This window comes from Tabrizicola sp. T74 (assembly GCF_057219935.1).
Genome location: NZ_JBXVVT010000003.1, coordinates 94,624 through 117,163, shown reverse-complemented (window position 1 = coordinate 117,163; position 22,540 = coordinate 94,624). Strand labels below are relative to the sequence as shown.

Below are 22,540 nucleotides of genomic sequence, written 5' to 3'. Positions count from 1 at the left end.
GCGGAATCCCCGTCGCGGTCGTGCAACATCCGCCGGGTCACCGCCAGCGCAGCTCGGCCAGAAGCGGCAAGTGGTCCGAGGGCTGCGGGCCACGCGGTTGCGGAAAGCCGAGCGGGACCAGATCGAGGTCCGGCGAATGGACGATCCGGTCCAAGGGCAGAAGCGGCCGGCGCGACGGGAAGGTCGGCTCGGTCGGCAGGATCACGAAGGGCGTGGCGATGCGGCCGAGGCCCACGCGGCGGGAATGTTCGTTGAAGTCGCCAAGGATCACCGTCGGCCGCACCGGCAACCGCAGCAGCGCTGCCTTGATTGCGTCCAGCTGGCGGCGGCGTGCGGCGCGCAGGAGGCCGAGGTGCACCACCACCACGCGCAGAGGGGCCGGGTTGTCGAGATCGGCAACCACCGCCCCGCGCGGTTCATGTCCCGGCAGGTCCAGCCGTTCCACCCCGGTCAGATGGATGTCCGGACGCGCCAGCAGCGCATTGCCGTGCCAGCCGAGGCTGACGGCATTCCGACCGATAGGCAGCGGCTCCAGCCCGGTAACCGCCGCGATCTGCTCGCGCGGCAGGGCCGAGGGGCGGTCGCCAAGCCGCCGGTCGGCCTCTTGCAGGGCGACGATGTCCGCCCCGAGCGCCGCAATCGCCGTCAGCACCCGGTCGGCATCGCGGCGGCGGTCGGTGCCGACGGCCTTGTGAATGTTCCAGGACGCCACGCGCAGGGCGGGCTTTGAATCACCTCTCATGACCCCAATATAGAAGGCGAAGCCCACAGAGCGGAGAGGCAATTGCCCGGCACCTCGGCCATCGTCCTGAGCGCGATCCGCATCCTGCTGGCGGTCGAGGCGGTGATTGCCGCCATTGGCGGGGTCTGGCCGGCGGTCTTCGTGACCTTGGCAGCCTTGGTGCTGACGGTCCTGCCGGGACAACTCGCCAGCCGGGTCGGCCTGCGCCTGCCGCCCAGTTTCCTGGCCGCCATCGCGCTGTTCGTCATGGCGACGCTGTACCTGGGCGAGGTCTATGATTTCTACGACCGGTTCTGGTGGTGGGACCTGGTCCTGCATTTCGGGTCTGCGATGGGCTTCGGGATCCTGGGGTTCCTGCTCGTCTTCATGCTGTTCCAGGGCGACCGCTATGCCGCGCCGCCCTGGGCCCTGGGCGCGCTGTCCTTCTGCCTGGCAATGACGGTGGGGGTGTTGTGGGAGATCTTCGAGTACGCGATGGACACGCTCTTCGGCTTCAACATGATGAAGTCCGGCCTGCCCGACACGATGGGCGATTTCATCGTCAACACGCTGGGGGCGGCGCTGGCGGCGGGCGCGGGGGTGATCTACATGCTGGGCCGCGCCGGGCGGCTTGGCGCGCCCTTCGATCTGTTCATCGAGACCAACCGGGCGCGGTTTCGCAAGGTTCTGGCCCGCCGCCGGAGGAAGCGTGGGTAAGGGGGCACCAGGCCCCCTGCCCTGTCACAGCGCGGCGGCGATGGTCTCGGCAATCGGCGTCGTCGGGCGGCCAATCAGGCGGCTGAGCGTGCGGCTGTCGTCGGACAGTGCGCCCTCACCGGCGCGGGCGTCGCTGTCGGCCAGGACATGGGCAAAGCCTTCGGGCAGGCCGAAGCCGGTCAGTGCCTTGGCATAATCGGCCAGGGACATCGGCACATAGGCCACGGGCTTGCCTGCAGCCTTGGCGACGGCGGCGGCGAAGTCGGCACCAGTATGGGCCGTGTCGCCCGCCAGCTCATAGACCTTGCCACCGTGGGATGCGTCGAGCGCGGTCACCGCAATCGCCTCGGCATAGTCCTTCCGGGCGGCGGAGTTCACCCGGCCCGTCCCCGCCGCGCCGATGATCGCGCCGTGCTGGAGGGCGGCACCAAGCGAGCCGGTGTAGTTTTCCGTATACCAGCCGTTGCGCAGGATGGTGGCGGGGATGCCCGCCTCACGGATCGCAGCTTCGGTGGCGATGTGGTCCTGCGCCAGGATCATCGGGTTCTGATCGCCCTTCAGGATCGAGGTGTAGAGGATCCGCTTGACCCCTGCGGCCTTGGCGGCGGCGATGGCGTTCCGATGCTGGCCCGCGCGGTCGTTGAAGTCGTTCGAGGAGATGAGGACCAGCGTGTCGACGCCCTTCAGCGCGGCCGGGTCGGCTTTGGTGTAGTCGAAGGCGCGGGTCTCGACGCCGAGGTCGGCTTTCGACGGGTCGCGTGCAAGCGCGATGGGTTGGGCGCCGCGGGCCTTGAGGGCGGCGATGGCGAGGCGGCCGAGCTGGCCGGTGGCTCCGGTGATGGCGATAGTCATGGGTCTCTCCATTGGTTGACGGGGGAGAGGTAGCTGCTATACTTACGAAAAGGAAGTACGCACAAATTTGTTAGTATCCGGACGGAGCGCACAGGATGATGGACAAGGTTGCACAGGGGCTTCTGGATGGCTGGCGGCTGGGGAACGTGCTGGCGACGGATTGTCCGTCCCGGGGGGTGCTGAGCCACCTGACGAACCGTTGGGGCGTCCTGGTGATGGTGGCGCTGGCGACGGGGCCGCACCGGTTTGCCGAGCTGCGCCGTAAGGTGGGGGGCGTGAGCGAACGGATGCTGAGCCAGACCCTGAAGGAGCTGGAGGCGGACGGGTTCGTGTTGCGGACCGCGCATCCGGTGGTGCCGCCGCATGTCGACTATGAGCTGACCCCGCTGGGGGTCGAGGCCGCGGGGCATGTGGTGGCCCTGGTCGGCTGGATCGAGGGTGCCCTGCCGCGGATCATGGCGGGGAAGCTGGCCCTGGCGGCGGAGTGACGGGCGGCGCCAAACTGCTCCGGATGCCCGCCCGACGGTGGCTGCGAGGTGGACGGAGCGGACCTTCGCATCATCTGTGCGAACGACCACTCTTTAGGTTGTTCGTTCGGAGATCACGAAGTACTCATGCACTATGATTACGGAAACCTTCACACTTTCCTTTCTTCTCGGTCCGATAACTTGGATTGCCGTATCCTTTTGGATCGTCGTGCGTCAGGTGAAAAGATCAAGTCTAAGAAACGGTTTCTTTGTTCTAGCTGTTTTGACCCAGATACTTCTGATTGCACTACCTTTCTTTCTCCACAACTTGTCTCTTGGCGAAGCTGGTCTGGCTGAATTTAACAGTTGTCCAAACAACCAAGAGTACTGCGACGAGTTCTTTGAGGTAGAGGCTTTGAGGGCGCGTTTCTTCTTTCATTTAATCACAGCTCTCTGGGTCGGTGTCGCCGTGTGGCTCCTGACGTTTTTGCTCAAATCACCGAAAGCCGACGTTTCCCCATGACGCAGCATTCGACGCTCAGGCCTCAAAGCCGACGCTGGCCGCTATTTCCTACCCCTCTGTCGGCGGCCCGAACCGTTCCAGCATCCGCGTCCTGATCTGGTCCCGCGCCTGACGATAGGCGGCCAGCTTCGCCTCACGCGTTTCGCCCAAACCGGTGGGGTCCAGGATCGGCCAGTATTCGATCTCGAGGTGGTGGAAGCGGGTCAGCTCCAGCGCCATGCGCTGGCTGGCGGGGGACAGCGCGATGATGAGGTCGAATTGGGAAAGATCATCACCCCAATCCTGCATCTCGTCAAAGGACCGCGAGCGATGGCGGGAAAGCTCGATGCCCAATTCCTTGCAGACCGCGACGGAGAAGCCGTCGATCTCCATATCGTTCTTCACGCCCGCCGATTGCACATAGGCGCGCTGGCCGTACATCCGTTTCATCAGCCCCTCGGCCATGGGCGAGCGGACGGCGTTGTGGTCGCAGCAGAAGAGGACGGACTGAGGGAAGTCGCCCAAGGTCAGCCCCAGTGCAGGACGCAGATCAGGGTAAAGAGGCGACGCGCGGTGTCGGTGTCGACCTCGGCCTTGCCGTCCAGCCGTTCGCGCAGGATCGAGGCGCCCTCGTTGTGGATGCCGCGGCGGGCCATGTCGATGGCCTCGATCTGGGAGGGCGGCAGGCGTTTGACGGCGTCGAAGTAGGACTCACAAATCTGGAAGTAGTCCTTCACCACCTGCCGGAAGGGGCCGAGGGAAAGGTGGAACTCCGCGGCCTTCTCACCGCCCTCCGTGGCGATGTCGAAGACCAGACGGCCTTCGCGGATCGCCAGCAGCACGCGGTAGGGGCCTTCCGGCATCTCGCGGTCGGGGCGACGTGCGGGGGTGAAGGAGTTCTCCTCCAACAGATCGAAGATCGCGACGCGGCGTTCCTGTTCGATCTCGGGCGTGGGGCGGGCGAGGCCGCGCTCGTCGATCTCGATATGGCAGATGCGATTGGTCATGGCAGGTCCCGAAGCTTGTGCCCGTGATGCCCGACCGGCCGAACTGGCGCAAGGGGCCTAGTCGTTCAACCGGTCGAGCCGCGCGCGGACGGAAAGGCCATGGGCCTGCAGGCTTTCCGATGTGGCCAGCCGTTCGGCGGCGGGGCCAATGGCTTTCAGCGCCTCGGGGGTCATTTTCGCCAGCGTGGTGCGCTTCATAAAATCCAGCACTGAGAGCCCGCTGGAAAACCGCGCCGACCGCGCGGTGGGTAGGACATGGTTCGGCCCGCCGATGTAGTCGCCGATGGCCTCGGGCGTGTACTGGCCAAGGAAGATCGCACCGGCATGGGTGATCTTCTGCGCCAGGCCGTCAGGGTCGGCGGTGCAAAGCTCCAGGTGTTCCGGGGCGACGCGGTTGGAAAGGGTTGCGGCCTCGGTCAGGTCGCGGGTCACGATCACCGCGCCGTGCTGCGCCCAGGAGGCCCCGGCAATGGCGCGTCTTTCCAGCGTTTCCAGGCGCTTGGCGACGGCCTGGGCCACGGCCTGCCCGAAGGCGGGACTGTCGGTGATCAGGATCGACTGCGCGCTTTCGTCGTGTTCGGCCTGGGACAGGAGGTCGAGTGCGATCCAATCAGGATCGTTGTCCCCGTCGGCGATGACGAGGATTTCGGAGGGACCCGCGATCATGTCGATGCCGACGCGGCCGAAGACCCGGCGCTTTGCGGCGGCGACGAAGGCGTTGCCGGGGCCGGTGATCTTGTCGACCGGCGCGATGGTTTGCGTCCCGTAGGCCAGCGCCGCAATCGCCTGCGCCCCGCCGATGCGGTAGACCTGATCGACCCCGGCGATCCGTGCGGCGAGGAGGACGAGCGGGTTCACCACGCCCCCCGGGGTCGGGCAGGCGATGACCAGACGCTCAACGCCTGCGACCTTGGCGGGGATCGCGTTCATCAGGACAGAGGACGGGTAGGAGGCGAGCCCGCCGGGGACGTAGAGCCCCGCCGCCGAGACGGGCGTCCAGCGCCAGCCGAGCGTGGCCCCGGTGCTGTCGGTCCAGCTTTCGTCCTGCGGTTTCTGACGGGTGTGGTAGGCGCGGATGCGTTCTGCGGCCAGTTCCAGCGCGGCGCGGTCATCGGGCGAGACCTTGGCGATCTCAGTGTCGATCTCGGCCTGCGAGAAGGCGAGAGTATCGGGAGAGAGGGTCAGGCGGTCGAAGCGTTGCGTCAGCTCGATCACCGCCTGGTCACCCCGGGCGCGGACATCGGCGATGATCTGCGCGACGGCCTGATCGACATCCTCGGCCTCTTCGCGCTTTTGCCCGAGGAGGGTCTGGAAGGCGGCATCAAACCCTGGGTCGGCGGTGTTCAGGAAAACGGGCATCGCGGCCTCCGGCTGGTCGGGGTCCAGATAGCGCGGGGGGCCCGGGCACTCAAGCCAATCCGGCCTGATCTTCCGGTCAGCCATTTCCCGCATGTCCCACCCCCACCGTCGCAGCGTAGGGTTTCGCTGACTTTGACGTATTGCATCCCGTTGGCAGGCTCTTGCGGCCGATGAAGCAGGTCAGAGGTCTGTGATGCGCATTGCGGAGAAGTACAGTTCGAGGTGTTTCCTGTCCCTCGCGCGCTTTCCGGGAAAGGCTGGCTTCGCGCTGGCCGGGACAGCATCTGATCACCCGTCCATGGCCTGGCTTCTTCGCCTGGACCAGGACGGCGTGCTGCAATGGGAACATGAAGATGACGGGGCGCTTGTCGAAGACGTCTACGGCGGTGGTCAGGAGGGCAGTTGCTTCGAGGGTGTGGGGGTCTACCCCGACGGCGGAGTTGTCGCGGTCGGGACCTGGGGGATCTTTCGGGACGCAGTGCCCAGGGGCTTTGTGCGTCGGTTTACTGCCGATGGTGCCGTCGCTTGGGAACGGTTCTTCGGCAACGAAAAGGCTGGCAGCCAGTTTTCAGCCTGTGCCGCGCTGGACGATGGCGGGCTAGTCGTCGTGGGCCATGATTGGCAGCGCGCGATCAGCAATTGCGTCATTCGGCTGGATGCCGCGGGCAATGAGGTTTGGACTGCAAGGCTCAATGATAGGGATGCCTGGCCGCAAGCCGTTGCAGTTCATGCCGGGGGTGATCTGCTGATTGCCGGAGGCGCCAAGTCGACGTCCGGTGAAGATCAAGCCCGCATGGCGCGGCTTAACCCGGAAGGCGCGCCCGTGTTCAGCTGGATCTGGGCCGACGAACCGGGCAGGTCCCGGTTCAACGCGGCGATGGCCCTGCCCGATGGCGGTGCGGTCCTCGGCGGATGGGCCGCAGTGAATGGCTCCCGATACGGCAGCGAAGCCCTGGTGATGATGGTCGATCCGGCGGGAAAGCCGGTCTGGCGGCTGCGTCTGCCCGGTTGGCCGAATCGCAAGGATGGAGGCTCGGAGCAGACCGAGGTCACCGGAGTGACGGTCGTTGCAGACGGCATCTACCTCTCCGGTTGGCGCGAAGATCCGACCACTGGTCAGCGACACGCCTGGGCGGCGATGGTCGGGCTGGATGGACGGCCGATCTGGCAGGATTGCTTTGGCGGCGATCTCAGCGGGGCTTTCAACAGCGTCGTTGCGCTGGATGATGGAACTGCGCTTTTCGCAGGCCGGATCCGGGATGCTATCGGCAAGGACGAGGCCTGGCTGGCCCGGATCGACGCCACGGGCAAGCTGCAGGACGAACCCCGGAACTAGGGGCCGAGGCCCCTGCCCCGTCGTCAGACCGTGTGCAGGTAGAGGTCGAAGTCCACTTCGCTGACCGTCCGCATCACGCGGGCATATTCGGCGGCCATGATCGCGGTGAAGGTGCGGTGCATGTCCTCGCCCAGCGCGTCCTTGAGGAAGGTGGAGCGCTTCGCGGCCTCGATGGCGGATTTCCAGTCGGCCGGGATCTCGGCGCCGCTTTCGTCCTCGTAGCCGTTGCCGGTGGTTTCGGGACCGGGGTCGATCTGTTCCTTCAGTCCCTTGCGGACTCCCGCGAGCACGGTGGCGGCGACGAGATAGGGGTTCGCGTCCACGCCTGCGGGGCGGTGTTCGATCCGGCGGGCCTTGATGTCTCCGGCCGGGATGCGGAGGGCCACGGAGCGGTTGTTGACGCCCCAGGTGGGCGAGACCGGCGCGTAGCTTTGGTTCGCAAAGCGCCGCCAAGAGTTGGCGTGGGGGGCGAAGACCAGCATCGACTCGCCCATCGTTGCCTTCAGGCCACCAAGCGCGTGAAGGATGGTGGGGTTCCACTTGCCCTCCTCCTTCTCGATGAAGACGTTCTTGCCCTTGTCGTCCAGCAGTGAGACGTGGAAGTGCATCCCCGAGCCCGCGTAGTTCTCGTTCGGCTTGGCCATGAAGCAGGCGACGACGCCATGCGCGCGGGCCTGCGCCCGGACGATCCGCTTCAGCCGCATCAGGTCGTCGGCGGCCTGCATGACGTTTTCGCGGTAGTGGAGCGTCAGTTCGTACTGGCCGGGCGCGTATTCGGAGATGAGCGTCTCGGCCTTGATCCCGGCCTTTTCGGCGCCCGCGTAGATGTCGGAGAAGAGCGGCAGCATCCCGTGCAGGTGGTCGACCGAATAGACCTCGGTCTTGGCGGACTTGCGGCGGTCCAAGACGTCTCGGGCGGGCTGCATCTTGCCGTCGGGGCCGCGTTCGGGGTCGAGGAGGAAGAACTCCAGCTCGAAGGCCCCGGCGGGATGCAGGCCCTCGGCGGCCAGCGCGTCCACCTGCCGCTGTAAGGAGTGGCGGGGGTCCGAGGTCATCGGCGCACCGTCGAGCGTGTACATCGACATGAACACTTCGCCGCGCGGCGGGGTGGTGTTGTGCAGCGCCTTCAGCGTGCCGGGGATCGGCCAGGCCCGCAGGTCGCCGTCGCCCTGGTCCCAGATCAGGCCCGTCTCGTGGACATCCTCGCCGCAGATGTCGAGGCCGAGGATGGAGATCGGCAGATGGCGGCCATTGTTGTAAAAGGACAAAAGTTCATGCCGCCGGATGATCTTTCCCCGGCCAATCCCGTTGGCGTCATGCAGGATAATGTCAAAAGCCTCGATCTCGGGATGGGCGGAAAGGAAGGCTTCGGCCTCGGCCACGGTGGAACCGGAGGGGCTAACTTGGGGCATGTTCAGGCTGCTTTGAAAAGGTCCGTCAGGATGGTGTCGAAGTTTGCGATCAGCCTGTCAACCTGCGCCTTCTTCGTGGCCGGGCTGATCAGCATCATGTTGTGAAACGGCGCGATGAGCGTGCCGCGGTTGATGAGGCCGGTGTGGATCGCGGCCTCGACCTGGGGCTGGTGGGCGTATCCGGCTTGCGTCCCGTTCTTCAGGGGGCCGGGGGCGCAGATGAACTCCACCCGCGCGCCGACTCGGACGACGTGCCAGGGGGCTTTGTGCCGGTCGATGATCCGCGCAAGGCCGTGGGAGAGGCGTTCGGCAAGCTTCTCCATATGGGCGTAGCTGTCGGGGGTCATGACCTCGGACAGGTTCGCGACCAGGCAGGCGAATTGCATCGGGTTGGCGGAGAGCGTGGTGCCCATGCCGGTGCGGCCGGGCTCGCGTTTGGCGTCGGCCTCCTCGTACCGCTTCGCGGTCTCGTCGGTGAGGCCCCAGACGGCGGTGGGCATGCCGCCTGCCACGCATTTGCCGACGACGAAGATGTCGGGGCGAAGGGAATGGACACGGGTATAGCCCCCAAGGCCGGAGGAGATTGTGTGCGTCTCGTCGACGATGAGGAGCGCGCCGTACTTCAGCGACAACTGGCGGAGGCCGTCGTGGAACCCGGCCTCGGGCAGGACCATGCAGGAGTTGGTCATGACGGGTTCGGTCAGGATGGCTGCGACGTCGCCTTTGGCCAGCGCGGCCTCGACCGATGCGAGGTCGTTGAACTCGGCGCAGACGGCGGTCTGCGTCAGGTCGTTCACCTGGCCGAGGAGGCCGGGGGAGTTGACGGTCTTGCCGTTCTCCAGGGAGACGAAGGTGTCGTCCACCGTGCCGTGGTAGCAGCCGTTGAAGACCAGGACCTTGGGCTTGCCGGTGATCGCGCGGGCGACGCGCAGGGCGAAGCGGTTGGCGTCGGTGGCGGTAGTGGCGATCTGCCAGCGGAAGGGGCCGAAACGGTCGGTCAGCAGGCGTCCGGCCTCAAGCGCGGCCTTGGTGGGCAGCATGTAGGTCAGTCCGCGGCGGGCCTGGTGGCGGATGGCTTTCGCCACGGGGGCCGGGGAATGGCCGAACATCGACCCGGTGTCGCCAAGGCAGAAGTCGTCGAGTTTAAGACCGTCGATATCCTCGATCCTTGTGCCGTGCGCCTTGGCCACCAGCGGCAGGTGTGGCATCGGCCAGTCGGCCATCCAGTGCATCGGGACGCCGCCAAGGAAGTTCCCGGCGCCAGCGGCGAGGGCTTTCAGGGCCTTGGGGCGGGCCTTGGCGTAGATCTCGGCCTCGCGCTTGGCAAAGGCGGCAAGGCAGGCGGTGGAAATACCGGCGATGGTTTCGGCAGTCATGGCAGGCCCCAGGGACGTCGCAGCGTTTATGCCGGAATTTGATCAAATAGCAAGAAGCTCCTCGTGCGCCTTCGGCTTCTCGTCGCGGGCGGTGAGCGAGGAGCGCCGAAGGCGAACGACAAGCGGGGGATCAGGCCCAGCGGCCCTCGAAATCCTCGGGGACCAGCACGTTGTGGCGACCCATGTTCTTCACGTCGCGCTCGCCGCAGAGGGCCATCGTGATGTCCATCTCTTTCTTGATGACCTCCAGCGCCTTGGTCACCCCGGCCTCGCCCATCGCGCCCAGCCCGTGGATGTAGGCGCGGCCGATCATCGTGCCCTTGGCCCCCAGCGACAGCGCCTTCAGCACGTCCTGGCCCGAGCGGATGCCGGAATCGAGCCAGACCTCCGTCTGGTCGCCGATGGCGCGCACGATGGACGGCAGCATGCGGATCGAGCTCAAAGCGCCGTCCAGCTGCCGTCCGCCGTGGTTCGAGACGATGACGGCGTCGGCACCCATGTCGGCGGCAATCTTCGCGTCTTCGGCGTCGAGGACGCCTTTCAGGATGAACTTGCCCTTCCACTGGTCGCGGATGCGGGCGACCTTGGCCCAGTCGAGCTTGGGGTCGAACTGCTCGTTGGCCCAGGCGGCGAGGTCGGCGAGGTTGGTCACGCCCTTCACGTGGCCCACGATGTTGCGGAACTGGCGGCGGGGCGTGCCAAGCATCCCCATCGACCAGCGCGGCTTGGTCATCATGTTGATGATGTTGGGAATCGTCAGCTTCGGCGGCGAGGACAGCCCGTTCTTCAGGTCCTTGTGCCTTTGCCCGAGGATCTGGAGGTCGAGCGTCAGGACCAGGGCCGAACACTTCGCGGCCCGGGCGCGTTCGATGGCGGCGTCGACGAAATCCTCATCCGTCATCACGTAAAGCTGGAACCAGAACGGGTCGGGGCTGGCCGCTGCCACGTCCTCGATCGAACAAATGGACATGGTGGAGAGGGTGAAGGGCACGCCGAACTTGGCGGCGGCGCGGGCGGCGTGGATTTCGCCATCCGGGTGCTGCATCCCGCAGGAACCGACGGGGGCAAGCGCAACGGGGATCGAGACCTTCTGGCCCGCCATGGCGCTTTCGAGGACGCGGCCCGAGAGGTCGCGGGCGACGCGCTGGCGGAAGCGGATCTTCGCAAAGTCCGAGGTGTTCTCGCGGAAGGTCTGCTCGGTGTAGCTGCCGCTTTCGCAATAGTCCCAGAACATCTTCGGCGTGCGCTTCTGGTGGAGGCGCTTCAGGTCCTCGATGCAGGTGATGACGGGCATGGGCAGCCTCCGGATTGGTCATCTTTGGTTACCAATCCGCCAGGCTGGGCGCAATGGAAATCCAGGGTTGATATTCGTACGGTATCGTACTATATGGTGCGATATCGTATCAAATGGAGACCGCCATGCCCCTGTCTCGCCGCCGCACGCTTGCCCTGATCGGAGGTGGCCTGATCCTTGCCGCCACGGGATCGCTGGGCGCCATCGCCACCCGCCAGCCGCGCACCGCGCTTTTGCCCTGGGGGCAGGCCGGCCAAGGCGAGGATGTGCGGCACCGGGCCTTGTCCTGGGCGCTCTTGGCGCCGAACCCGCATAACCGGCAGCCCTGGCTGGTGGACCTGCGTGAGGAGGGGGTGGTGACGCTGTATGTGGATACGGCGAAGCTTCTGCCGCACACCGACCCCTACAGCCGGCAGATCACCATCGGCCTCGGCTGTTTCCTGGAGCTGATGCGCATGGCGGCGAGCCATGACGGGCAGCGGGTCGAGATTACGCCCTTCCCAGAAGGCTTTGACGACCGGGCGCTGGACGCTCGCCCCGTGGCGCGGGCGGTGTTCACGGCGGATGCAGGGGTGACGCCCGACCCGCTGTTCCCCCATGCCCTGGCACGGCGGTCGAACAAGGAGCCCTATGATCTGGCCCGCCCGCTGCCCGACGGTACGCTGGAGAAGCTGGCCGTCGCCAACACCGCCCGCTTTGGCGGCACGCTGGACGCGAAGGAGGTCGCCGACTGGCGCGCCTTCACGCGTGAGGCGCTGCGGATCGAGATCGAGACGCCGCATACCTTCAAGGAATCGGTTGACCTGTTCCGCATCGGCCGGGCGGAAGTGGACGCAAACCCGGACGGGATCGACTTCACCGGCCCCCTGTTCGAGGTCCTCGGCGCAACCGGGCTGATGACGCGGGAGGCGTCGCTCGACACCTCTTCGCAGGCCTACAAGGCGGGGCTGGACGCCGTCTATGCCAATGCCGACACCGCGATGGGGCATGTCTGGCTGGTGACCACGGGCAACAGCCGCCCGGACCAGATCGCCACCGGCGCGGACTGGCTGCGGGTGAACCTGGCCGCGACGGCGGCGGGAGTGGCCTTCCAGCCGCTGAGCCAGGCCCTGCAAGAATATCCCGAGATGGCCAAGCTTTACGCAGACCTGCACGCAAGGCTTGCGCCAAAGGGCGGGACGGTCCAGATGTTGGCGCGTATCGGTTACGGGCCCGAGGTGGCCCCTTCCCCTCGCTGGCCGCTGGAGACGAAGATCCTGAATGCCTGACCAAGGCCCGACCCCGGAAGCGACGCTCTTCGCCTTCTTCAACGAGGTCGGGATTCTTGCGCAACTGAGCCGTGCCCTGTTCGAGGCGCGGCTTCCGCCCGGGTTCAACCTGCCGCAGTTCGCGGTCCTGAACCATCTGGTGCGGGTGAAGGACGGGCAGACCCCGCTGGCGCTGGCCCGCGCCTTCCAGGTGCCGAAGACCTCGATGACCCACAGCCTTGCAGTGCTGGAGCGGCACGGCCTGATCGAGATGCGCCCGAATGCGCGCGACGGCCGGTCGAAATGCGTCTTCCTGACCGAAGCCGGACGCGGCTTTCGCACGCAGGCCATTGCCGATCTTGCGCCGGACATGACGGCGATCGCTGCGCAGTATCCGGTGGACCGGCTGGCCCAGGTGCTGCCGGTCCTGTCCGAGTTGCGCAAGGTGATGGACGCGATGCGCGAGGCCTAGCGCCCGACAACCCGCCGAAGGAGGGCGTCCAGCTGGTCGAAGTCTGCGCTCCCAAGCTTGGCCCGCCACTTCTCCTCGATTTCTAGCTTGATCCGGTCGGCATCGCGCATCGCGGCCTCTCCCGCCGGGGTCAGGCGGACCCAGCGGGCGCGGGCATCCTTTTCGTCGCGGGTGCGGTGGACGATGCCGTCCGCTTCAAGCTCGTCCACGAACTGCTGGACGGCCTGCTTCGTAAGGCCCGCTTTTTCCACCAGGTCAGCCTGCCGGATGCCATTCGGACCGACATGGACCAGGATGTTGCCGCGCGCATGGGCGAACCAGCCATGGCCTGCCGCCGCCATTGCCGCGACGAAGTCCCGGCGCCACGCAAGCGTCGCCTGCCAGAGCGTCCAGCCGATATGGTCGGGAACCATCTATCCCCCGAATGGTCAAGTGTCTTGACAATGCGCCACGCATCGCCAATAGTCAAGCTACTAGACCAATTCCGGTCAGTTGCCAAGCGCCCCTCACAAGGGGGCGTGATGAAAGGATATTGTCATGACGGTTCTTGAGAAATCGGTGCTGGAGGTGCTGTTGCCCGGCTTCACCCACCATGTGGACATCGGCCAGGGCGAGGATGCGCGGATCAGCTATGGCGCGGGCGGGCTGGCGCAGATGGTGCTGCCGGGCCAGCCCGCGATGAACGGCGAATGGAAGCCCCTGCCCGACGGCTATCACGTCGCCTGGTCGGGCGGGCCGGAAGGTGCCTGGAAGATCGCGCATGATGTGGGGCGCCTGGTCTACATCGACCCGACGGGCCGCGAGGCGGGGACGGTCACGAAGATCGAGCCGATTGCCCCATGGCCCGCGACCTGACTGCAGCTTACGACGCTGCGGCAGAGCAATGGGGGCGGCGGATTGCCTGGCTGGGCTTTCCTGCCGCCTACCGTGCCATGGCGGCACGGGCAGCAAGCTTGCTGCCGCCTGCGGGCATGATCAGGGCCGTTGATCTTGGCGCGGGCGATGGTGCCCTTGCCGAAGCGCTGCTGGATCAGTTCGGCCCAAGGCTGAGGCTGGCGCTGCTAGACCGGTCACAGGCGATGCTCCGGGCTGCCGAGCGGAGGTTGGGCGCGGGGCGGGCCGAGCTGATTGCGGGCGATCTGGAGACGACCGACCTGCCTTCGGGCGGCTTTGATCTGGTGGCGGCTGCGCACCTTCTGGAACACCTGCCAGACCCAGAGGCGGCCTTGCGCCGGATGATGCAGCTGCTGCGGCCTGGTGGGACGCTGCTGCTTGCGGTCAGTCGGCCGCATTGGTGCAGTCGACCGGTCTGGTTCACCTGGCGCCATCGGCGCTTTCGCGCGGCTGAAATGCTTTGCCTGCTGGATGACGCGGGATATGTCGCCCGGCAAATCTGGCCGATGACCCCCGGTCCGCCGCGTCGGCTGAGCCTGGCCTACGCCGCCCGCCGCCCAGACTGATCAGGCGTAATGCGCGCCGTCGGCCAGCGCCTTGACCTTGGCCAGCACCTCCGCCACCGGGCGGCCTTCGCCGATGTCCTTGACGATGGCCGAGCCCACGACGCAGCCGTCCGCGACCGAGGCAATGGTCTTCGCGGCTTCGGGCGTGTTGATCCCGAAGCCCACGATGATCGGCAGGTCGGTCGAGCGCTTGATCCGCGCGACTTCGGGGCCAACATCGGTCGCCTGCGCGGCGGCAGCGCCGGTGATGCCGGTGATCGAGACGTAGTAGACAAACCCGCTGGTGTTCTGCAGCACCTTGGGCAGGCGCTTGTCGTCCGTTGTCGGCGTCGCCAGCCGGATGAAGTTCAGGCCCGCGGTCTGCGCGGGGATGCAAAGCTCGTCATCCTCCTCGGGCGGCAGGTCGACGACGATCAGACCGTCGATCCCGGCCTCGACCGCATCTTTTAGAAAACGGTCGACCCCGCGCGAATAGATCGGGTTGTAATAGCCCATGAGGACGATGGGCGTCGTGTTGTCCCCGGCGCGGAAGGCGCGGACCATGGCCAGCACCTTGTCCATCGTCATCCCACCTTCCAGCGCGCGCTGGCCTGCGGCCTGGATCGTCGGACCGTCGGCCATCGGATCGGTGAAGGGCATCCCCAGTTCGATCACGTCGACCCCCGCGGCCGGCAGGCCCTGCATGACGGCCAGCGAGGTCGCCTCATCCGGGTCGCCGCCCATGATATAGGCGACGAAGGCCTTCTTCCCCTCGGCCTTGAGCCGCGCGAAGGTGTCGTCGATCCGTGTCATGGTGGCCCCCCTTGTGAACGGCTCCATCTGCCACGCGGCGACGGGGGAAATCAATGGGCGGCTTTGCGTGCGCGGGTCTTGGAACTTCGCCCCGACATCCCATCTTTAGGGCCATGAACTACCTGCTCGCCCTCTTGCTCCCGCCACTCTCCATCGTCCTGACCGGACGGCCGTTCCTGGGCATCCTGGTCTTTCCGATCTGGGTGCTGGCACTTATCTTCTCCGGAGGGCTGACGCATCCGATGTTCATCCTCCTGGCCTGGCTGCTGATCTTCCAGTCGCGGGAAAGGGCTGACCTGCAGCGCTACTGACGGCTCCGGCTTGCGCAGGAACAGTCCGCGCCGTAGAGACAGCCGCGCGTGAATGGAGGGCAGCATGGGTTTCAGGATGGGTATCGTCGGGCTGCCGAATGTGGGCAAGTCCACCCTCTTCAACGCGCTGACCCGCACGGCGGCGGCGCAGGCGGCGAACTTCCCGTTCTGCACCATCGAGCCCAACGTGGGCGAGGTGTCCGTCCCCGACGCGCGGCTTGAAAAGCTGGCGGCCATCGCGCAGTCCAAGCAGATCATCCCGACGCGGATGACCTTCGTCGACATCGCCGGGCTGGTGCGGGGCGCGTCGAAGGGCGAAGGCTTGGGCAACCAGTTCCTGGCCAACATCCGCGAATGCGATGCCATCGCCCATGTGCTGCGTTGCTTTGAAGACGGCGACATCACCCATGTCGAGGGCCGGATCGACCCGGTGGCCGATGCCGAGACGATCGAGACCGAGCTGATGCTGGCCGACATGGAATCAATCGAACGCCGCCTGACCGCTTTGGCCAAGAAGCTGCGCGGCGGCGATCAGGAGGTTCAGGACCAGGACCGTCTGCTGCGCGCCGCTCTGGCGGTACTGAACGAAGGCAAGCCCGCCCGGACGGTGAAGATCGCGGACGAGGACAAGAAGCAGTGGCGGATCCTGCAGCTTCTGACGGCGAAGCCGGTGCTGTATGTCTGCAACGTCGAGGAGGCTTCGGCAGCCTCCGGCAACAGCCAGTCCGCCCGGGTGGCAGAGATGGCCACCAAGCAGGGCGCGGCCTCGGTGGTGATCTCGGCCCGGATCGAGGAGGAGCTGGCGCAGCTTCCCGAGGACGAGGCCGCGATGTTCCTGGAGGAGATGGGGCTGGCGGAGGCGGGTCTGGATCGGCTCATCAAGGCGGGCTACGCGCTTCTGGGCCTGCAGACCTATTTCACGGTGGGCCCGAAAGAGGCGCGGGCCTGGACGATCACCAAGGGTACGCTCGCCCCGCAGGCGGCGGGGGTCATTCACGGGGACTTCGAGAAGGGCTTCATCCGGGCGGAGACCGTGGCCTACGACGACTACATCGCCGGGAACGGCGAGGCGGGGGCCAAGGAAGCGGGCAAGTTCCGGGTCGAGGGGAAAACCTACGAGGTCAAGGACGGGGACGTCCTGCACTTCCTGTTCAACGCCTAAGGCGGCGCGACCCGGGTGTGTTCGGCCTCGACCGCGGCGCTGAGGCCGTAGAGGCCCTTGATCGTCAAGCCGTCCGCCGTGCAGGCAAAACTGAACGCGCCCGGCAGGAAAGGCGGGAAGTCCTCGGACGGGGGCAGCGCCTGCAGTTCGAGGCCACCCAAAGTGACCCTGCCTTCGGTCGCGACGCTGGTCTCGCCGTACCAGGCGGTGGCCACGCCCTCTTCGCGCACCTGCCAGTCAAAGTCGGCCGCTCCCCGAACGGTGGTCCGGGTATCGATGTCACCCTTGTCGGTCGACAGCGTGCAGCTGGTGGTCTGGTCATTGAAGGCGAGCGTGGCGGTGCCGTCCTCGCGGAAGGTCAGCCGCCAGTCACCGCTGCGGTGGCTGCACATCGTGGTGCCACTTTCGCCACCAAACATGAGCAAGGTCGCGCCGATGTCCTCGCTCATCACCGCCTGTCCCTCCAGCGCCTCCTGCGTCGGCGCCCATTCGCCCACCAGACAGCAGGTGCCGCCGCCAGTATCAGCGTCGGTCGTGACATTCAGCGTCCCTTCGCCGGTGCCTTCGGTCGTGGTCATGTAGAGGAAGTGCCTTTGCGCGCCGTCGCAGGTGCTGATCATCTCTGGCGGGTCCGCCCAGTCACCCCCTTCTGACGGGCGCATCGCCAGGTGGCCCGAGCCGGTGATCGTATGTGTCAGGTCATAGCGTTTGTCTGCGACGAAGTCCGCCCCGGCCCGGTCGATGACATAGGGCCGTGCCGTAAGGGTCAGCGTGCCCGACCGGCGAAAGACCTCAAGCCTACCCGAAAACTCCGGCTCGATCGCCCGACCACCCGGCAGGAGGATTTCACCTTCCAACCAGGTTTCGACAAAACTGATCCAGTCCGCCTCGGGCACCAGCCCGCGCAGCACCGCGATCTGGTCGCCGCCGCGCATCTGGTTGAGGAAGGTCGCAACCGCCGCTGGCCCGCCGCGATGGCCAAGCCAGGCGAAAATGACGACGTTCTGGTACTGCATCTGCGTCGGATCCATGCTGTACGAATCCGCGGTGAACGCATCGATCCAGATGTCGCTGACGTCGAGTCCGGGCACCGCGAGGTAGGCAAAGTATTCGGCGCTGCCTTCCACCCACCATTCTGATCCTTCGGCCGACGCGGCCATGCGCCAAGTCGCGAACTGGATGCAATGGAAGATCTCATGGGCGAGCGTGAACGCAAACAAATCCGGACTGGCCCCCTCGGCCAGCTTGTAGAACGTCACCTGGCACTCGCCGCTGGGATCGATGACAGTGGCATCGGCATGGGCTTCGCCCAATTCTTCGATCGTCATAGTCTTGTAAGAGAGGAACACGGTGATCTCGGACGGCAGTCGACCCGCCCCCATCTCATCCAGTGCGCGACCGACGCCGTTGGCCACGGCCAAGGCCTGGGGATGCCAGTCGCCGACGTCACGCGCGGCGGTCGACGGCAAGCTGATGAAGCGCAGCGTTGCCGTGCCGGAACTGGCGCGGATCGTGGTGTAGTAGTCCTCGTCGCAGACCTGTGGGGCAAGGCCCGGAATGAAGCGGGCAAGGTAACCGGGGTCGAGGCAACGTCCGAAGGCAAGGGCCGATTGCGGCACAAGGCCAGTCAAGACAAGGGCCAGCACAAGGAGAATGGCGCGCATTGGCACCTCTCTATTGGAGAGTGTGAGTGGGCCGATCCTACATTGGAAGGCCGTCGCCGCCTAGCCTTGCCTGGGCGACCGGCCGCACCTGCCTCTACACCCCCGCCGGATTGTCCACCTCGCCGCCCATTTCCTTCAGGTCCTGATAGCGGTCGCCGATGCGGTGGTGCGGGCGGCCTCCAAGTGACGCGCCAAGGGCGATGACCAGTTCGTCATGGCCCGGCGCGTCGGGGATCGAGAACTGGACGGTCAGGTAGTGCGACCGGCGCCCCGCATCATGCTTGTCCATCAGCGGGATCTGGATCTGCGTGTTGGCGGGGCCGCGGGTGTTGGTGAAGCCGAGATAGGTCTTGGCCCCCACCGCCTCACGATAGAAGTTGCCGAAGCGCAGGGTGTGGATGAGCGCCGAGCAGTGTTCCAGCTCGCACGCCGTGCCGCAGAGGGCAGCCTTGCCATAGGCCTCGATGGCGTCGCCGGACCCGGCGAGGCGGATCAGGCGGTCGGTGAGGAGTTTCCCCAGCGCCGGGCCCATGCGCTTGATCTCGGGTGAGAGGTCTTCGACGAAGCCACGTCCGTACCAGGGGTTCGTCACCACGGCGGCGACGGCGATCATGCGCAGGGGCGGCGTGCAGGCGCGGCCGCCGTCGGTGACGGTGTCCTCGTCATAGGTGACCAGTTTGCGGAGTTCGGGGAGGGACATGGTTTTCCTTTCTTCACGCGCCGATCTGGCGGGTTTGGCCCGTGGTTTCGGTGCCGTGGTAGATCGAGAAGCTGCCGTTGCGGAAGTCCTGCGCGTAGCGGGCCAGCATGGCGGCCTCGGCGGAGTTGGCGATCTGCGCGGTGGCGAGGTCGGCCAGGGGCAGGATGCGGTAGCCCGTCGGCAGGGGGCCGGAGACGGTGCCGTGGTAATAGACGGCATGGCCACCGGTCGTGCGGTCGTCGAAGGCGGCGTAGACGAAGTCGATCTGCGGCTGCAGGCCCAGACCGGCGAGCTTGGCGGTCAGGCTGTCGAGCGTCGGCTCCGGAGCGAGCGGCAGGCGAAGCTGGTTGGCTTCCTCCCTGAGAAGTACCCCGTCGTTGCAGGCCAGCACCGCGCCGAGACGATTGCCCTTGGCGGAGGCGGCCGCTTCGGCGAGGTCTTTCTCGATCCCGATGGAGAAGTAGTTGCCCCGGAAGTAGCCGAGGGGTTGGCCTTCGTTGGTCGAGAACGCCTCGATCCGGCCGATCAGGATCAGGTGGTCTCCGGCGTCGACAAGCTGATGGTTCGCGCAGGTGAACTGGGCGAGCGCACCGTCGATCAGGGGGATGTCCGACGGCCCCGGAGTCCAGGCGCATTGGGCGAACTTGTCCGGCGTGCGCGAGGCGAAGAGGCCGGAGACGGCTTTCTGGTCCTCGGCCAGGATGTTGACGGCGAAATGGGGGGCTTCGGCGAAGGTGTCGGCGGAGTGCGCGGTCTTGGCAAGGCAGACGAGGAGGAGCGGTGGGTCGAGCGAGACCGAGGTGAAGCTGTTCGCGGTGAAGCCCCGAGGCGTGCCGTCGGGCTGGCGGGTGGTGACGACGGTGACCCCGGTCGCGAAGGCGCCGAAGGCGTTTCTCAGCGCTTTTGGGTCGCTCATCGCAGCACCTCGGTCAGGAAGTCGACGACCGGGCGGTTCACGGCCTCCGGCGCCTCGGCCAATGCCATGTGGCGCAGGCCCTTCACGATGACAAGGCGCGCGCGGGGGATTTCCTCGGCAATGGCCATGCTCATCTCTGGCCCGTTGCCGGTATCCTCGTCGCCAGTGAGGACGAGAGTGGGGACGGTGAGGGGCGGCTGGGGCGCGACGATCTCCTCCACCCCATTCGCGAGGATGCGGTAGAGCTTGACGTAAACCTCACGCTTGTTGGCGAGGACCCAGCGGCGCGTCAGGTCCATCAGGTCGGGGCGGGTGGCCTGTGCGGCCTCGGTATACCAGCGTTGGAGGGCAAGCTCGACGGTGGCCTCGGGGCCGTGGTCCCGCGCCTGGTCGACGCGGTAGAGGATCGCGCCTTGCTGTTTCTCGGTGCGCTTGTGGGCGGAGTGGAGGACGACGAGGGCGGTGGTGCGGTCGCGGTGATCCTGCGCAAAGCGGCGGGCGATCATTCCGCCGAGGGAGAAGCCGACGATGGCGGCTTTCTCAATCTGCAGGTGGTCGATGAGGATTGCGAGTTGGTCCGACAGGTCCTTGAGGGTCGGGTCGCCCTGCGGCGGGGCGGACTGCCCATGGCCAATCAGGTCATAGGTTAGGACGCGGAATTTCTTGAGGTCGGGCAGCATCCACTGCCAGACGGAGCGGGTCAGGCCGAGGCCGTGGATCAGGACGACGACGGGGGCGTCCTCGGGGCCGGTCAGGTCGTAAGTGGTGCCGTTGTGGATCATTGCGGGTTCCAGGCGATGACCTCGACCTCCACCCGGATGTCGACGAGGAAGTCGGAGACGAGGGCGGAGCGGGCGGGCGGGTTCGTCGGGAAATATTCGCCGTAGACGGCGTTGAAGCCGGGGAAATCGGCGCGATCCTTCAGCCAGACCATCGTTTTCACGACATCGTCTCGGGTGCAGCCGGCCTCGGCGAGCGTCTCGGTGATCCGGTCGAGGCAGGCGCGGGTCTGGTCCTCGATGCTGCCGGTGGTCAGGACCTGGCCATCCACCATCGGGACCTGGCCAGTCAGGAACACGAAATCGCCCGCGCGGACGGCTTTCGAGAGGGAAAGCGTCCGTCCGTTGATGACCAGCGGGCCGCCGATGATTTCCTTCATGTCGTCCTCCGTGGTCTTTGGATGTGCCATTCCGGCGGAAGTGTCGATTGCGGATTTTCGTCAGCCGGTGGCGAAAAATCGGAAACATGCGGCATTTGCGCGCGGCATCAAGGGGGAAAGCCAGGAGGGTGGGATGGCCGAGTTGAAGCGCTGCCAGATGCTGATCGACGGGGAGTGGGTGGGCGCCTCGGATGGGGCCGTGTTCCCGTCGGTCTCGCCGGTGACGGGTGCCGTGTGGGCCGAGGTACCGGAGGCGACGGCCTCGGATGTCGATCGGGCGGTGCGGGCGGCGGACCGGGCCTTGTCGGGCCCTTGGGGGGCGATGACGCCCTCGGCGCGGGGCAAGTGCTTGCGGAAGCTCGGGGATTTGCTGGCCGACGCCTCGGAGGAGCTGGGGCGGGCGGAGACGCTGGACACCGGCAAGATGCTGAAAGAGACGCGCTGGCAGGCCAAATACATCGCGGAGTTCTTCCATTTCTACGCAGGCGCTGCGGACAAGATCGCCGGCGAGGTGCTGCCGATCGACAAGCCGGATCTCCTGGTCTTCACCAACCGCGAGCCGCTGGGGGTGGTTGCGGCGGTGGTGCCGTGGAACTCGCAGCTGTTCCTGTCGGCGGTGAAGCTGGGGCCGGCGCTGGCGGCGGGGAATACGGTGGTGCTGAAGGTGTCCGAGCACGCCTCGGTGCCGATGCTGGAGTTCGGGAAGCTGATCGAGGCGGCGGGGTTTCCTGCGGGCGTGGTGAACATCATCAGCGGGCATGGCGAGGTGGGGCGGGTGCTGACCTCTCATCCATTGGTCGCGCGGGTATCGTTCACCGGGGGCCCGCAGACGGCTCGGCATGTGGTGCGGAACTCGGCTGAGAACTTCGCGGAGGTGTCGCTGGAGCTGGGCGGGAAGTCTCCGTTTGTGGTGTTTCAGGATGCGGACCTGGACAGCGCGGTGAACGGCTGCATGGCGGGGATCTTCGGCGCGACGGGGCAGAGCTGCGTGGCGGGGTCTCGCCTGATCGTGCAGGACAGCGTGGCGGAGGAGTTCCTGGCGCGGCTGGTGGCGGCGGCGAAGGCGATCCGGATTGGCGATCCTCTGGCGGAGGAGACGCAGATGGGGCCGCTTTGCACCGAAGCACAGGTGCAGTTGATCGAAACGCAAGTGGCTTTGGCGGTCAAGGAAGGCGCGAAGGTCCTGACCGGGGGCAAGCAGCCAAGCCAGGGCGGGACCTACTATGAGCCGACGATTGTCGACTGCCCGTCGCCGGACCTGACCATCGTGGATACGGAGCTCTTCGGGCCGGTCCTGTCGGTCCTGCGCTTCAAGGACGAGGCCGAGGCCGTGGCTCTGGCGAACAAGTCCGTGCATGGGCTGGCGGCCGGGGTCTTCACCCGGGACGGGGCGCGGCAGATGCGGGTGGCGAAAGCCATCCGGGCGGGGATCGTCTGGGTCAACACCTACCGCGCGGTGTCGCCCATCGCGGCCTTCGGGGGCGTCAAGGGATCGGGCTACGGGCGCGAAAGCGGGTTCCAGGCGCTTTACGACTACACGCGGCCCAAGACGATCTGGGTCAACACCTCATCCGAGCCCATCGCCAACCCCTTCGTGATGCGCTGAGTTTTCAA

Annotated in this window: 26 protein-coding genes; 11 read left to right on the top strand and 15 right to left on the bottom strand. The window is 66.3% G+C overall.

The features are described 5' to 3' along the window. Nucleotides 1-37: 37 nt before the first annotated feature. On the bottom strand, nt 38-742 hold the full coding sequence (locus tag AC2EAL_RS10025; protein ID WP_484724072.1) for an endonuclease/exonuclease/phosphatase family protein: 705 nt from the start codon (nt 740-742) through the stop codon (nt 38-40). A 42-nt stretch (nt 743-784) separates the two neighbouring features. Here AC2EAL_RS10025 and AC2EAL_RS10020 point away from each other — a divergent pair, with 42 nt between their 5' ends. Further along, nucleotides 785-1,438 carry a DUF2238 domain-containing protein gene (locus AC2EAL_RS10020; RefSeq protein WP_484724071.1) on the top strand — a complete coding sequence of 218 codons (654 nt, stop codon included), beginning with the start codon at nt 785-787 and terminating at the stop codon, nt 1,436-1,438. Between the two features lie 24 nt (nt 1,439-1,462). Here the strand turns inward: AC2EAL_RS10020 and AC2EAL_RS10015 are convergent, their stop codons facing one another. After that, nucleotides 1,463-2,290, bottom strand: coding sequence for an SDR family oxidoreductase (locus AC2EAL_RS10015; protein WP_484724070.1), 828 nt, complete (start codon nt 2,288-2,290; stop codon nt 1,463-1,465). A 95-nt stretch (nt 2,291-2,385) separates the two neighbouring features. Here AC2EAL_RS10015 and AC2EAL_RS10010 point away from each other — a divergent pair, with 95 nt between their 5' ends. Further along, complete coding sequence (locus AC2EAL_RS10010; RefSeq protein WP_484724069.1) at nt 2,386-2,778, top strand: winged helix-turn-helix transcriptional regulator; 393 nt, start codon at nt 2,386-2,388, stop codon at nt 2,776-2,778. 133 nt (nt 2,779-2,911) lie between these two features. Continuing rightward, the gene (locus tag AC2EAL_RS10005; RefSeq protein WP_484724068.1) at nt 2,912-3,280 is read left to right on the top strand and encodes a hypothetical protein; all 369 of its coding nucleotides are present in this window, start codon (nt 2,912-2,914) and stop codon (nt 3,278-3,280) included. A gap of 48 nt (nt 3,281-3,328) precedes the next feature. Here the strand turns inward: AC2EAL_RS10005 and AC2EAL_RS10000 are convergent, their stop codons facing one another. The 3 genes from AC2EAL_RS10000 to hisD all read right to left on the bottom strand — a co-directional run bounded on the left by AC2EAL_RS10000 (nt 3,329) and on the right by hisD (nt 5,625). Beyond that, nucleotides 3,329-3,724 (bottom strand): arsenate-mycothiol transferase ArsC, encoded by a 396-nt coding sequence (locus AC2EAL_RS10000; RefSeq protein WP_484724468.1) that lies wholly within the window; start codon nt 3,722-3,724, stop codon nt 3,329-3,331. A gap of 62 nt (nt 3,725-3,786) precedes the next feature. Next, complete coding sequence (locus AC2EAL_RS09995; RefSeq protein ID WP_484724067.1) at nt 3,787-4,266, bottom strand: UPF0262 family protein; 480 nt, start codon at nt 4,264-4,266, stop codon at nt 3,787-3,789. A 57-nt stretch (nt 4,267-4,323) separates the two neighbouring features. Continuing rightward, nucleotides 4,324-5,625, bottom strand: a complete 1,302-nt coding sequence (hisD, locus tag AC2EAL_RS09990; RefSeq protein WP_484724066.1) for a histidinol dehydrogenase — start codon at nt 5,623-5,625, stop codon at nt 4,324-4,326. 298 nt (nt 5,626-5,923) lie between these two features. On the opposite strand from hisD, the gene AC2EAL_RS09985 reads away from it, so the two are divergent. Next, a complete protein-coding gene (locus tag AC2EAL_RS09985; RefSeq protein ID WP_484724065.1) occupies nt 5,924-6,961 on the top strand; it encodes a Kelch repeat-containing protein in 1,038 nt (345 codons plus the stop codon). Between the two features lie 23 nt (nt 6,962-6,984). Here the strand turns inward: AC2EAL_RS09985 and AC2EAL_RS09980 are convergent, their stop codons facing one another. The 3 genes from AC2EAL_RS09980 to AC2EAL_RS09970 form a co-directional block, all read right to left on the bottom strand. Continuing rightward, complete coding sequence (locus AC2EAL_RS09980) at nt 6,985-8,373, bottom strand: glutamine synthetase family protein (RefSeq protein ID WP_484724064.1); 1,389 nt, start codon at nt 8,371-8,373, stop codon at nt 6,985-6,987. A gap of 2 nt (nt 8,374-8,375) precedes the next feature. Continuing rightward, complete coding sequence (locus tag AC2EAL_RS09975; RefSeq protein WP_484724063.1) at nt 8,376-9,749, bottom strand: aspartate aminotransferase family protein; 1,374 nt, start codon at nt 9,747-9,749, stop codon at nt 8,376-8,378. Between the two features lie 130 nt (nt 9,750-9,879). After that, complete coding sequence (locus AC2EAL_RS09970; RefSeq protein ID WP_484724062.1) at nt 9,880-11,043, bottom strand: alpha-hydroxy acid oxidase; 1,164 nt, start codon at nt 11,041-11,043, stop codon at nt 9,880-9,882. Nucleotides 11,044-11,168: 125 nt separating this feature from the next. Between AC2EAL_RS09970 and AC2EAL_RS09965 the strand changes: the two genes are divergently transcribed. Then, on the top strand, nt 11,169-12,311 hold the full coding sequence (locus AC2EAL_RS09965; RefSeq protein WP_484724061.1) for an Acg family FMN-binding oxidoreductase: 1,143 nt from the start codon (nt 11,169-11,171) through the stop codon (nt 12,309-12,311). After that, nucleotides 12,304-12,762, top strand: a complete 459-nt coding sequence (locus AC2EAL_RS09960) for a MarR family winged helix-turn-helix transcriptional regulator (protein ID WP_484724060.1) — start codon at nt 12,304-12,306, stop codon at nt 12,760-12,762. Before AC2EAL_RS09965 ends, AC2EAL_RS09960 begins: the two co-directional genes overlap by 8 nt. Here AC2EAL_RS09960 and AC2EAL_RS09955 read toward each other — a convergent pair. Then, on the bottom strand, nt 12,759-13,175 hold the full coding sequence (locus AC2EAL_RS09955) for a MarR family winged helix-turn-helix transcriptional regulator (protein ID WP_484724059.1): 417 nt from the start codon (nt 13,173-13,175) through the stop codon (nt 12,759-12,761). The genes AC2EAL_RS09960 and AC2EAL_RS09955 overlap by 4 nt on opposite strands. Nucleotides 13,176-13,299: 124 nt before the next feature. Between AC2EAL_RS09955 and AC2EAL_RS09950 the strand changes: the two genes are divergently transcribed. Both AC2EAL_RS09950 and AC2EAL_RS09945 read left to right on the top strand, forming a co-directional pair. Beyond that, complete coding sequence (locus tag AC2EAL_RS09950) at nt 13,300-13,617, top strand: hypothetical protein (protein ID WP_484724058.1); 318 nt, start codon at nt 13,300-13,302, stop codon at nt 13,615-13,617. Beyond that, nucleotides 13,602-14,222, top strand: a complete 621-nt coding sequence (locus AC2EAL_RS09945; RefSeq protein ID WP_484724057.1) for a class I SAM-dependent methyltransferase — start codon at nt 13,602-13,604, stop codon at nt 14,220-14,222. The genes AC2EAL_RS09950 and AC2EAL_RS09945 overlap by 16 nt, the downstream gene beginning before the upstream one ends. Here AC2EAL_RS09945 and trpA read toward each other — a convergent pair whose 3' ends face one another. Continuing rightward, the gene (gene trpA, locus AC2EAL_RS09940; protein WP_484724056.1) at nt 14,223-15,014 is read right to left on the bottom strand and encodes a tryptophan synthase subunit alpha; all 792 of its coding nucleotides are present in this window, start codon (nt 15,012-15,014) and stop codon (nt 14,223-14,225) included. It abuts the gene before it with no gap. 113 nt (nt 15,015-15,127) lie between these two features. On the opposite strand from trpA, the gene AC2EAL_RS09935 reads away from it, so the two are divergent. Together AC2EAL_RS09935 and ychF are read left to right on the top strand one after the other, a co-directional pair. Next, nucleotides 15,128-15,325 carry a hypothetical protein gene (locus tag AC2EAL_RS09935; RefSeq protein WP_484724055.1) on the top strand — a complete coding sequence of 66 codons (198 nt, stop codon included), beginning with the start codon at nt 15,128-15,130 and terminating at the stop codon, nt 15,323-15,325. Nucleotides 15,326-15,389: 64 nt separating this feature from the next. After that, nucleotides 15,390-16,487, top strand: coding sequence for a redox-regulated ATPase YchF (ychF, locus tag AC2EAL_RS09930; RefSeq protein ID WP_484724054.1), 1,098 nt, complete (start codon nt 15,390-15,392; stop codon nt 16,485-16,487). Here the strand turns inward: ychF and AC2EAL_RS09925 are convergent. The 5 genes from AC2EAL_RS09925 to AC2EAL_RS09905 form a co-directional block, all read right to left on the bottom strand. Then, nucleotides 16,484-18,151: a hypothetical protein gene (locus AC2EAL_RS09925; protein WP_484724053.1), complete on the bottom strand. Its 1,668-nt coding sequence runs from the start codon at nt 18,149-18,151 to the stop codon at nt 16,484-16,486. The genes ychF and AC2EAL_RS09925 overlap by 4 nt on opposite strands. A gap of 94 nt (nt 18,152-18,245) precedes the next feature. Continuing rightward, entirely contained in the window at nt 18,246-18,851 is a 606-nt protein-coding gene (locus AC2EAL_RS09920; RefSeq protein ID WP_484724052.1) for an amino acid synthesis family protein, read from the bottom strand. 13 nt (nt 18,852-18,864) lie between these two features. Further along, complete coding sequence (locus tag AC2EAL_RS09915) at nt 18,865-19,767, bottom strand: flavin reductase family protein (protein ID WP_484724051.1); 903 nt, start codon at nt 19,765-19,767, stop codon at nt 18,865-18,867. Continuing rightward, nucleotides 19,764-20,549, bottom strand: coding sequence for an alpha/beta fold hydrolase (locus AC2EAL_RS09910; RefSeq protein WP_484724050.1), 786 nt, complete (start codon nt 20,547-20,549; stop codon nt 19,764-19,766). The genes AC2EAL_RS09915 and AC2EAL_RS09910 overlap by 4 nt, the downstream gene beginning before the upstream one ends. Then, entirely contained in the window at nt 20,546-20,926 is a 381-nt protein-coding gene (locus AC2EAL_RS09905; protein ID WP_484724049.1) for a RidA family protein, read from the bottom strand. The genes AC2EAL_RS09910 and AC2EAL_RS09905 overlap by 4 nt, the downstream gene beginning before the upstream one ends. Nucleotides 20,927-21,059: 133 nt before the next feature. Here AC2EAL_RS09905 and AC2EAL_RS09900 point away from each other — a divergent pair, with 133 nt between their 5' ends. Further along, nucleotides 21,060-22,532 (top strand): aldehyde dehydrogenase, encoded by a 1,473-nt coding sequence (locus tag AC2EAL_RS09900; protein WP_484724048.1) that lies wholly within the window; start codon nt 21,060-21,062, stop codon nt 22,530-22,532. The last annotated feature ends 8 nt before the right edge of the window (nt 22,533-22,540 follow it).